Genomic DNA, 10,916 nt, shown 5'->3' on the forward strand with positions numbered 1-10,916 from the left:
TGAGCCGCAGCGTGTCCCGGGGCGCGAGGGAGGCCAGACCGGGGCCGCCGCCCTGTCAGCACGCCGGCGGTGCGGGCCGGCGCGCCGAGCGCCGGTCAGGACGCGTCGCGCGCCGAGATCTGGGTCAGGCAGGTGAGCAGGCTCCGGTTGAAGGTGGCGACGAAGCCCTCGGGCGTGCCGGTGTCGCGCGGCCGGGTGAGGTAGGGGGCGAGCTTGCGCTCGACCTCCTGGACGCCGGGCTGGGAGGCCATGAAGCGGGCGACGTCCTGGAGGTCGCCCTCGTACTCGATGACCCGGACCATGGTGGCGTCCCGGATGAACACGGCGGTGGCGAGGATCCGGGTGGTCTCCTCGCCGTCGCCGCCCTTGACGACGGGTGAACCGACCCGGCGGAAGCCGCCGAAGATCTCCCCGATCTCCTTGTCGTAACCGGCCTTGATGTCGTAAGTGATGGCGGCGAACGGCATGGGCGGCCTCCGAGGCGGTGAGGGGGATCCGGCGGGCGGGGGCCCGCCGCTGGGGGCCGGGAGCGGCCCCGGCCCCTATGGTCACCCTCGCGCTCTCGCACCACTGGAGTACGGCTCGGCCCCCGCACGAGGGTTCGCGCGGGGGCCGGGGACGATCGGTGCGGCTGCGTCCGGGTCAGACGGCGGGCCGTCCGAACCAGGTCGACAGGGCCAGGTACAGCCCGTCCGCCAGCTCGCCGGGGGTGGCGTCGCGGTCCGCGGCCCAGGCGACGTAGCCGTCGGGGCGGATCAGCAGCGCGCCCAGGTCCGGGACCGCCTCGGCGGTCCCGGTGAAGGAACGCACCCGGTCGCCGGCGCCCGCCGTGGCCGCCCAGCGGGCGAGCGTGGCAGCGGTCTCCGGCTGTCCGGCGAGGTCGACCAGGACCGGCCTGCCGTCGTGCAGCAGGTGCGCCAGGTGGACGTCGCCGTCGGCGCCCTTGAGCACCGTGTCGCGGGCGAAGTCGCCGACCAGCGGGTGGTGCGTGCCGCCCTGCGGCGGGTACTTCACGTCCACCCCGGCGATCATGCCGGCCAGGAACCGGTTGACGTCCGGCAGCTGCATCAGCTGGTTGAACATGTCCCGCAGCGGGGTGACGATCGGGTCCGGGTTCATCAGCGCGATCTGCGCCAGGGTGTTGCCGATGACGCCCTCGGCCGGCGGCCGGCGCTCGGCGTTGTAGGTGTCGAGCAGTCCCTCCGGCGCCCAGCCGTTGATCTCCGCGGCGAGCTTCCACCCGAGGTTGAACGCGTCCTGCAGGCCGAGGTTGAGCCCCTGCCCGCCGACCGGGAAGTGCGTGTGCGCGGCGTCGCCGGCCAGCAGGATCCGGCCGTGCCGGTAGGACTCCGCCTGCCGGGCGGAGTCGGTGAACCACGACAGCCAGCGGGCGTCGTGGGCGCCGAGGTCGGTGCCCCAGACCTTGCGCATGCTGTCCTGGAACTCCTCCAGCGTCAGCGTCTCGTCCGGGCTCTTGCGGCCCTCCTCGGTGTAGTCGAAGGTCGCGACCCGGTGCACCCCCTCTTCGAGCGAGACGCAGAACAGCAGGCCGTTCTCGGTGCGCTCCATGCCCATCGGCGCGTTCTCGCCGTCGGCCAGGACCACGTCGGCGAGCCGGGCGGTGACCCGTCCGCCCTGGCCGGGGAAGGGGATGCCGGCCGCCTTGCGGACCAGGCTGCGGCCGCCGTCGCAGCCGACCAGGTACCGGGCGCGCAGCGCGTAGTCCGCGCCGCCGCCGGTGACCTGGACCGTGACCCCGTCCTCGTCCTGCTCGACGCCGGTGATCTCGTGGGCGCGGCGGATCTCCACCCCGGAGCGCAGCGCGTGCTCCTCGAGCAGTTCCTCGGTCCGGGTCTGCTGGACCAGCAGGGCGTAGGCGTGGCTGCTGTCGAGCACGCTGAAGTCGATCCAGACGTCCTGGCCGGCGAAGTGGCCGTTGCTCCAGGAGCGGGCTCCCTCGGTGAACCGGTCGATGAGGTTGCGCCGGTCCAGTACCTCCATCGAGCGGGAGTGCAGGCCGAACGCCTTGGAGTGGGGGCTGCGTTCGGCGAGGCGTTCCACCACCACGCTGCGGATGCCGGCCAGGCGCAGCTCCGCGCTCAGGAAGACACCCACCGGCCCCCCACCGGCGATGATCACGTCGACGTCATGTGGTGTTGCCATAGGTCAGTCCTTGTCCGGTTCGTTGGCGTGGGCCAGCTGGGGCTGCGGCCGGCCGGCGGCGGGTGCGCCGCGTTCGGCCTTCTGCAGCGGGACGTTCTTGAGGAACAGGGCGATGACGAGGCCCGTCGCGAGCAGTGGGACGGTGGCGACGAAGACCGGCGTCAGCGCGTCGGCGTAGGCGCTGGACACGGCGTGGGCCAGCGAGGGCGACAGGCCGTGGGTGGAGGCCAGCGAGGAGGTGCCGCCCCGGCCCGCGAGCTCCGCCTCCATGGCCGGGGTCAGGTGCTTGGGCAGCTGGTGGCCCAGCCGGGTGTAGAAGATGGTCGCGAACACCGACAGCCCGAGCGCGGTGCCGGCCTGCCGGGCCAGTGTCACGGTCCCGGTGATGGCGCCGATGTCCCGCAGCGGGGCGGAGTTCTGCGCGGCGAGGGTCAGGACCTGCTGGGAGAGGCCGGAGCCGATCCCCAGCAGGATCATGAAGAGGCAGGCCACCGCCCGGCTGGTGTCGGCGGTCATGGTGGCCAGCAGGGACACGCCCACCAGGCCGACGGCCATGCTCGCCACCGGGAACCACTTGTACCGGCCGGTCCTGGAGATCACCTGTCCGGTGATCATCGTGCTGGCGACCAGGCCGAACATCATCGGCAGCAGCACCAGCCCGGAGACGGTGGCGCTGGCGCCGGTCACCCCCTGGGCGAACAGGGCCAGGAAGTTGACCGAGCCGAGGAAGACGGCGCCGCCGATGACGCCGAGGGCGACGCAGATGGCGAACGTCGAGTCCCGGAAGAGCCGCGGCGGGATCACCGGCTCGACGGCCCGGCGCTCCACCGCGATGAACACCCCCGCGATCAGCACGGTCGCCACGCCCAGCGCGATGATGACCGGGGAGCCCCAGCCGTACCGGGAGCCGCCCCAGCTCGCGAACAGGATCAGGGTGACGATCGCCCCGCTGAGCAGCGCGATCCCCGGGTAGTCCACGACCGGGTCGCGCTTGACGACCGGCAGTTTGAGCAGCAGGCCGAGCATCAGCAGGGCCGCGATCCCGATCGGCAGGTTGATGAAGAACACCCACCGCCAGCCGAGGTGGTCGGAGAGGATGCCGCCGACGGCGGGGCCCGCCAGCGCGGCCACGGCGAAGTTGGCGGCGAAGTAGCTCTGGTACTTCGCCCGGTCGCGCGGGCTGAACAGCGCGCCCAGGATCGCGAAGACGCCGGTGACCAGACCGCCGGCGCCCAGCCCCTGCACCACGCGGAAGGCGATGAGCTGGTGCATCGAGCGGGCCAGGCCGGAGGCCAGCGAGCCCGTCATGAACACCGCGATGGAACCCATGACCACGCGTTTGTGGCCGAACAGGTCGCCGAGCTTGCCGGACAGCGGCGTGATCACACTGGCCGCGATGATGTACCCGGTGGTCACCCAGGCGAACAGGTTGAGTCCGCCCAGGTCGGTGACGACCTTGGGCAGGGAGGTCGCGACGATCTGTCCGTCGAGCATGCCCATGAAGACCGAGAGCATGAGACCGGCCAGGACGAGCTTGATGTGCCGGGGGATCGGAGTGGCGGCCACGGCCGTTCCTTTCGGGGGCTTCGGGAGCGGTCGGTCAGCTGGCGCGGGCGAGCAGGCGGCGCAGTGCGGTGCCGATCGCCCCGGGGTCCTCGCCGGAGGAGTCGGCGGAGCCGTGGCTGCGCCAGGCGACGAATCCGTCCGGGCGCACCAGCACCGCCCCCTGCGGGCCGACCCCGTACGCCTCGGCGAAGTCGCCGGTGACCGGGCGCAGCACCTGGCCGCGCGTCCCGCCGGTCCGGTGGACCGCGAGGCGCAGCCCCAGCTCGTCGGCGGCGGAGCCGGCCGCCGTGCACCACGGGTCCGCGTCCTCGCCGGCCAGCAGCGTGAAGCCGCCGCCGAACAGGTCGAGCGTGGAGACCTCCTTGCCCTGGCTCTCCACGAGCAGGTGCGGCGCGCGGGTGCCGGGCCGGCCGCCGGTGGTCCGCGGGTCGAGGACCGCGGGCGGCTGCGCGCTGTCGTCGGCCGAGCCGTTCAGCACCGCGCCGGAGACGTAGCGGTACCCCATCGTCACGGCGAGCGGGTCCGCGATCTGCGCCTTCTGCTCGTCGGTGGCGGTGTTGGAGCGGACGGCGAGTTCCAGCGCGCCCTGGTTGGCGACGAAGTCGCCCAGCGGCCTGCGCTCCTCGTCGTAGCTGTCGAGCAGCCCGGCGCCCGCGGTGCCGCGGATGACCGAGGCGAGCTTCCAGACGAGGTTGTGGGCGTCGGCGATCCCGGTGTTGGAGCCGTAGCCGCCGGTCGGCGGGATCACGTGGGCGGCGTCGCCGACCAGGAAGATCCGGCCGCGGCGGTACTCCTCGGACGCGAACTCGGCCATCTCCCACGGGAAGCGGGAGCGGATGCGCACCTCGAGGTCCGGCACGCCGATCGCGGCGCGCACCAGGTGCGCGCACCGCTCGTCGGTGAAGTCGTCCAGGCTGTCGCCCTCGGCCGGGTTGTACGCGACGACCAGCGTGCCCTCGGTGAGGGTGTCGTCGTGCACGAGGATGCCGGTCACCTCGTCGTTCTGCACGTGCGCGACGCTGAACCGGCGCCCGTCCAGGGCCTCGCGCATATGCGCGGTGAACGCCATGCTCAGCTGGTGCGAGATGACCCCGCGCCCGTGCCGGGGCACGCCCAGCGTCTCGCGGACCAGGCTGCGCGGGCCGTCGGCCCCCACCAGGTAGTCGCTGCGCACGGTCCGCTCGGTGCCGCTCGCGCGGTCGCGCAGCACGGAGGTGACGCCGGTCGCGTCGGCCTCGAAGGAGACCAGCTCGGTGCCGTAGGACGTACGGGCGCCGAGGAGTTCGGCGCGGCTGCGCAGCAGCGGCTCCAGCCGGTCCTGGGGCAGCAGCACCATCCGGCTCGGCGTCAGGTCGTCGAGTTCGTCGCCGCCGGCCAGCTCGTCGCGGCTCCAGAACACCTGCCCGGTCAGTGACTCCAGGCCGGCGCGCAGCGTGTGGTCCTTGAAGCCGGCGGCGGCCTGCAGGACGGTCTCCTCCAGCCCGGCGGCGCGCAGGATCTCCAGCGTGCGCGGGTAGTACCCCACCGCACGGGGGTGGACGGAGGTGCCGGGGTGCCGCTCGACCAGCAGGCAGGGGATCTTCTCCCCGGCCAGGAAGAGCGCCGTGGACAGGCCAACGAGGCTGCCGCCGACGATCAGGACCGGTACCCGGTCATCGCTCATAGGACTTCTCCCTCTCGGGGCCTCTTCAGTACCTCTGCGGGCCTTTTCGGGTCTCTCTGTGGAGCTGTCGCGGGTGATCGTGACAGCGGTGCCTAGAAGGTGGGTCGAGCCCCGCTGACCTCGTACTCCAGTGCGTTTCGATGCGAACTCCAGTAGCCCCTGAGAGGTTGCCGGGACCCGGAACATCACATTTGAGCCACCCAGGGGGATCTGGACATGACGGATGCGATAGCCCGCAGAGACATCGTCAGAAGGGCCGGAGCGGCGGGGACGCTCGGCCTGTCGGCCGCCGCGATCGGGATGCTGGCCGCACCGGCAGCCTCAGCGCACACCGGTACCGCGCCCGCCAGGGCGGCCAACGCGGTGGAGCGCCGGCTGCCCGGCGCCTGGACCATCCAGCTGCAGCACTTCGACACCTTCGCGCCGGGGCTGACCGCCTTCACCTCCGACGGCCTGGTCCTGGTGATGCACGTGTCGGCCGCCAACATCGGGATGGGCAACTGGTCGTCGACCGGGCGCAACTCCTTCGTCTACAACTTCCACATCCTGAACACCGACCCGGCCACCGGGGCGTACACCGGTCAGGCGCACATGTGGGGCAACGGCACGTTCAGCTCCGACACCTACTGGGCCGGCACCGCGAACGTGGCGATCTACGACCCGGCCGGCACGCAGGTCTACACCCACACCGGTGACGCGATCAACGGCACCCGGGTCGGCGTCGACACCTGAGAGACCTGAGAGCGGGGGATGCGAAGGGCCGGCCGCCGGGGACACCCGGTGACCGGCCCTTCGTCCGCCCGCCCTCGCCGCTCAGAGCTTGAGCTGGACCCCGTACTCGGTGAGCCAGGTGTCCAGCTGCAGCACCATCTCCAGGTTGGCCCGCTCCACCCAGGCGAACGCGCCCTCGGGCGTGGTGTCCTGGGCCAGCACCGCCTTGGTCGCCGCCTGGTCCAGCAGCGGCTGGACGGCGGCGGACGAGTCGGCCGCCAGCTCGGTGAAGCGCGCGTGCACGAACCGGCCGTACTCCACGTCCTGCGTGGTGGGGTAGGCGCTCTTGCGGCGGTTGAGCACCGGCTCCGGCAGCAGGTCCGAGACGGCCGCCCGCAGCAGGCTCTTCTCCTGCCCGTTCACCCGCTTCATCTCGGCGGGCACGTTGAACACGTACTCCACCAGCCGGTGGTCGCAGAACGGGGCGCGCAGCTGCACACCGGCCGCCATGCTCATCCGGTCCGCCCGGTCCAGGTGGGTGGGCGCCCAGCGGGTGAGCGTCAGGTACGTGATCTCCCGCGCCCGGCGCTCGGCCGGCGAGTCGCCGGCCAGCCGCGGCGCCTCGGCGACCGCCTCGCGGTAGTGCCCGTCCGCGTAGCCGATGAAGTCCAGCCGCTCGCGCAGCCCCCGGTCCAGCAGGGCGGTGCCCAGGCCGCCGACCGCGGTGTCGTGACCGCGCTCGAAGTTCACCCAGGGGAACGTCTGGGAGTTGGCGTGCTTCGGGTCGTACGCCCAGAAGTAGCCGTTGAAGACCTCGTCCGCGGTCTCCCCGGAGAGCACCACCTTGGCCTGCTCGCGCAGCGCCCGGAAGAACAGGTAGAGCGAGACGTCCATGTCGCCCAGCGGCGAGGGGGTGTCCTGGCTGCGCATCACCTGGGCGTGCACCGCCGGGTCGGACAGCGCGGCCGTGTCGAGCAGGATCTCGGTGTGGTCGCTGTTGACGTGCTCGGCGACCATCGTCGCGAACGGGGAGTCCGGGGTGGCCCGCATCGTGGGGTGCACCTCGAAGTTCTCCGTGTAGCCGGCGAAGTTCATCGAGAAGGTCCGGATCGCCCCGCGGGCCTGCTCCCGCAGCGCCCCGGCCGCCAGCGCGGTCAGCGCGCTGGAGTCGATGCCGCCGGAGAGCAGCGCCGCGATCGGCACGTCGGCGACCAGGTGCCGGCCGACCGACTCCGACAGCAGCCCGCGGACGGTGTCCACGGTGGTGGCCAGCGAGTCGGTGTGCGGCTGGGCGGTCAGCCCCCAGTAGCGCTCCTCGGCCACCCCGCCGGAGTGCACCCGCACCAGGTGCCCGGGGCGTACCTCGGTGATGTCGCGGAAGACCGTGGTGCCCGGCTTCTTGCCGTGCGCGAAGACCTCGCGCAGGCCGTCGGCGGTGACCACGGGGTCGACCGCCGGGTGGGCGAGCAGCGCCTTGGGCTCGGAGCCGAAGACGAAACCGGAGGTGGAGTCGGGTCCGGTGCGCGCGAAGCAGACCGGCTTGATGCCGAGCCGGTCGCGCACCACCAGCAGCTCCTGGCGCAGCACGTCCCACACGGCCACCGCGAAGGCGCCCTCCAGGCGTTCCGCGAAGGACTTGCCCCACTCCAGGTAGGCCCGGGCCACCACCTCGGCGTCGCCGCCGGAGCGGAAGGTGTGCCCGCGTCCCTCCAACTCGGTCCGCAGCGTGCGGAAGTTGAAGATCGACCCGTCCAGCAGGGCCACCGCCAGCGGCTCGCTGTGGTGGTCCGCGATCACCGGCTGCCGGCTGTCCGCGGGGGAGAGCACCGCGAACCTGCGGTGCGCGAGGGCGGCGTGCTGGGAGAGCCACTGCCCCTCCCCGTCACCGCCGCGATGGTTCAGCGTGTCCGCCATCGCGCGCAGCGCCGGCGCCTCGCCGGACAGATTGCGCTGGTAGTCGACCCAGCCGACGATTCCACTCATGCCCTGGTCCTCTCCGGTGCTGCGGGGTGCGCGGGAGCGGACGGCCCGGGGGCGAGCAGCCGCACGTCGATGAGGCTGAGCCCGTACCGCTCGACGGCGTCCCGCAGGTCCGCGGTGGTCGGCGGGCCGTCGCTGTTGATCGTGAGGTCGAGCCGGCGCTGCGCGGCGGGCCCGTACAGGCGGATCAGCCGCAGGTAGCTGTTGGCGACCCGGACCGGTTCCGTCACCAGTTCCAGGTGCGCGGGCCGCCGGGCGCCCTGCCAGGTGATCTCGGCGTCCGCGCCGCCGGCGAAGTTGTGCCGCCAGGTGCCGGACGTGGCCAGCACCAGCTGGTCGTCGAGGGTGTGGGCGCCCACCGGGATGGTGAACGCGCGGCCGGTGCGCCGGCCGGTGAAGTGCAGCAGCAGCAACCGCTGTGCCATGGGCCCGGGGGTCGGGGACGACAGGGCGGCGATGACCGCCGCGTTGTCGGGCAGCCCCTCGTCGCCGGGGCGCCCCAGTTCGATCACGGGCCGGCCGTCGGCGCTCATCGCAGCACCGCCACGGCCGCGGCGGTCAGCACCAGTGCCACGATCGCGAACGTGGTGCGCACCGCGTGCCAGTTGCGCCACTGCAGGCGCGGGTCCTGCCAGTCCGGGCTCAGGTTGTTCTCGTCCTGGCTCTTGACCCGGTTGTTGATGGGCACGTTGCGGGTCTGGGAGACCACCGCGACCCCCACCATGAACACCGCCGCGGTGGCGAACAGCGACCGGCTCGCCGAGGAGTCGGTCCTGAAGGCCGCGAAGACGTCGACGACCACCGAACTCGTGACGATGTACGGCATGATGTGGTCGTAGCGGCGGCCCAGGAGTCTGTGCGTTGTGATGTATCGGTCCGCCGGCATCGCGATCAATGCGGGCATGACACTGATCGCCACGGCGAACAGCACCCCGGCGACGATGCCGGTGCCCAGGATCACGGCGACGCTCAGCACTTGCAGCAACACCATGCTCATCCCTCTCTCGACTGTGGGACCACGGTCAGGTCCCGGGAACGTCCCAAAGGCATCTCGGCGGGTGCTGGAAGACCGGTCGAATCCGGGCCGCGGCGGCGATCGGGTCCCGAGCGGTGCTCCACCGCGCACCGAGCCCCGAGCCGTTCAGTGGACCCCACCCGATCACCTGTCAAGGGGGCTGTGCATGGCCGAGGAACGGACACCCGTGCTGGTCGTGGGCGGAAGCATGGTGGGCCTGTCGGCCGCTCTCTTCCTCTCGCACCAGGGATTCTCACCGCTGGTGGTGGAGCGCCACCGCACCGTGTCGGTGCAGCCGCGCGCCCAGGCCGCCAGCCCGCGCACCATGGAGATACTGCGGGCGCTTCAGCTGGAGGCGGACGTACGGGCCGCGGAGACTCCCAACGCGCAGTACGGCAACATCATGCAGGTCGAGTCGTTGGCCGGCCCCGAACTGGGCTGGTTCGACGGCCCGTTCCCGGCCGACCCGCAGGGCGTCAGCGCCACCGGCTGGACGCTGATCGGCCAGGACCGCCTGGAGCCGGTGATCAAGCGCCGGGCGGAGGAGCTGGGCGCCGACATCCGGTTCGGCACCGAGATGGTGAGCTACACCCAGGACGAGGACGGGGTCACCGCCCGGATCCGCTCGGTGGAGACCGGCGAGGAGCACGACGTACGCGCCGACTACCTCTTCGCGGCGGACGGCAACCGCAGTCCGATCCGGGAGGGGCTCGGCATCAAGGCGGAGGGTCCCGGCGCCTTCGGCCGCCAGCTCATCATGATCTTCCACGCGGACCTGACCTCCCTGGTCGCCGGCCGCGAGTTCTTCCTGTGCTTCGTCAAGAACGCCGACGTGCACGGCGTGCTGGGGCAGCTCGATCCGCACACCCACCGGTGGTGCCTGGCGGTCAGCCTGCAGCCGGACGAGTCCGCCGCGGACTACACCACCGAACGCTGCCTGGCGCTGATCCGCGCGGCGGTCGGCGTACCGGACCTCGACGTCGAGGTGGAGTCCGGGCAGGACTGGGAGATCGCCGCCAAGGTGGCGCAGCGCTTCCGCCACGACCGGGTCTTCCTGGCCGGCGACGCCGCGCACGTGATGCCGCCGACCGGCGGCTTCGGCGGCAACATGGGCATCCAGGACGCGCACAACCTTTCCTGGAAGCTCGCCCTGGTGCTGCGCGGCCTGGCCAGGCCCTCGCTGCTGGACAGCTACGAGCCGGAGCGGCTGCCGGTCGCGGAGTTCACCGTCGAGCAGGGCGTCATCCGCTATCTGCAGCGCAACGGGCTCGACGAGGAGATCGCCGCCCGGCACCGGCCCGAGCCGACCGTCCTGTTCGGCCAGCGCTACCGCTCGAACGCGGTGCTGCCCGATCCGGACGGCACCGACGACGGGGCGGTCTTCGAGGACCCGCACCTGGCGACCGGGACACCGGGCACCCGCGCCCCGCACTTCATGATCGAGCGGCCCGGTGGCAGCCCGGTACCGCTGCACGACCTGATCGCCCGGGACTTCGTGCTGCTGGCCGACGGCAGCACCGACGACGGCCGCGCCTGGCTGGCCGCGGCCGGGCCGCTGGCCGCCCGCTCCGGCATCGGGGTGCTGGCGCAGCCGGCCGGCGCCGGCTTCGGCACGGCGTACGGGGTCGGCGGGGGCGGCGCGGTGCTGATCCGTCCCGACGGGTTCATCGCCTGGCGCAGCCGCGGCCCGGTCGCCGATCCGGCCGTGGTCCTGGCCGACGCCCTGTCCCGGGCGGCGCACTCGCGCGCCGTGTGACCCGTACGCGCAGGCGAAGATCCCGCGCCGCGACTGGTTGGCGGTGTCCTCGCCGTAGCCGA

9 protein-coding genes are annotated in these 10,916 nt (G+C 72.4%); 2 read left to right on the forward strand and 7 right to left on the reverse strand.

Translation table 11 applies throughout. The annotated features are described in order from the left end of the window. Positions 1 to 95 precede the first annotated feature (95 nt). The 4 genes from ABZ721_RS40480 to ABZ721_RS40495 form a co-directional block, all read right to left on the reverse strand. Positions 96 to 467, reverse strand: coding sequence for a SchA/CurD-like domain-containing protein (locus ABZ721_RS40480; protein WP_358793848.1), 372 nt, complete (start codon positions 465 to 467; stop codon positions 96 to 98). A gap of 175 nt (positions 468 to 642) precedes the next feature. Then, on the reverse strand, positions 643 to 2,163 hold the full coding sequence (locus ABZ721_RS40485; RefSeq protein ID WP_358793849.1) for an FAD-dependent monooxygenase: 1,521 nt from the start codon (positions 2,161 to 2,163) through the stop codon (positions 643 to 645). A gap of 3 nt (positions 2,164 to 2,166) precedes the next feature. Beyond that, positions 2,167 to 3,729, reverse strand: a complete 1,563-nt coding sequence (locus ABZ721_RS40490; RefSeq protein WP_358793850.1) for an MDR family MFS transporter — start codon at positions 3,727 to 3,729, stop codon at positions 2,167 to 2,169. A 34-nt stretch (positions 3,730 to 3,763) separates the two neighbouring features. Continuing rightward, positions 3,764 to 5,392 (reverse strand): FAD-dependent monooxygenase, encoded by a 1,629-nt coding sequence (locus tag ABZ721_RS40495; protein ID WP_358793851.1) that lies wholly within the window; start codon positions 5,390 to 5,392, stop codon positions 3,764 to 3,766. 216 nt (positions 5,393 to 5,608) lie between these two features. On the opposite strand from ABZ721_RS40495, the gene ABZ721_RS40500 reads away from it, so the two are divergent. After that, positions 5,609 to 6,124, forward strand: coding sequence for a hypothetical protein (locus ABZ721_RS40500; protein WP_358793852.1), 516 nt, complete (start codon positions 5,609 to 5,611; stop codon positions 6,122 to 6,124). An 81-nt stretch (positions 6,125 to 6,205) separates the two neighbouring features. Here the strand turns inward: ABZ721_RS40500 and asnB are convergent, their stop codons facing one another. The 3 genes from asnB to ABZ721_RS40515 are packed head-to-tail and all read right to left on the reverse strand — an operon-like array spanning position 6,206 to position 9,074. Beyond that, positions 6,206 to 8,086 (reverse strand): asparagine synthase (glutamine-hydrolyzing), encoded by a 1,881-nt coding sequence (asnB, locus tag ABZ721_RS40505; RefSeq protein ID WP_358793853.1) that lies wholly within the window; start codon positions 8,084 to 8,086, stop codon positions 6,206 to 6,208. Continuing rightward, the gene (locus ABZ721_RS40510) at positions 8,083 to 8,616 is read right to left on the reverse strand and encodes a hypothetical protein (protein WP_358793854.1); all 534 of its coding nucleotides are present in this window, start codon (positions 8,614 to 8,616) and stop codon (positions 8,083 to 8,085) included. Before ABZ721_RS40510 ends, asnB begins: the two co-directional genes overlap by 4 nt. After that, the gene (locus tag ABZ721_RS40515; RefSeq protein ID WP_358793855.1) at positions 8,613 to 9,074 is read right to left on the reverse strand and encodes a DUF1772 domain-containing protein; all 462 of its coding nucleotides are present in this window, start codon (positions 9,072 to 9,074) and stop codon (positions 8,613 to 8,615) included. Before ABZ721_RS40515 ends, ABZ721_RS40510 begins: the two co-directional genes overlap by 4 nt. Positions 9,075 to 9,264: 190 nt before the next feature. On the opposite strand from ABZ721_RS40515, the gene ABZ721_RS40520 reads away from it, so the two are divergent. After that, the gene (locus ABZ721_RS40520) at positions 9,265 to 10,854 is read left to right on the forward strand and encodes an FAD-dependent monooxygenase (protein WP_358793856.1); all 1,590 of its coding nucleotides are present in this window, start codon (positions 9,265 to 9,267) and stop codon (positions 10,852 to 10,854) included. Positions 10,855 to 10,916: the final 62 nt, after the last annotated feature.

It is taken from the genome of Streptomyces sp. NPDC006733, from assembly GCF_040636125.1.
In the GTDB taxonomy this organism is placed as follows: domain Bacteria; phylum Actinomycetota; class Actinomycetes; order Streptomycetales; family Streptomycetaceae; genus Actinacidiphila.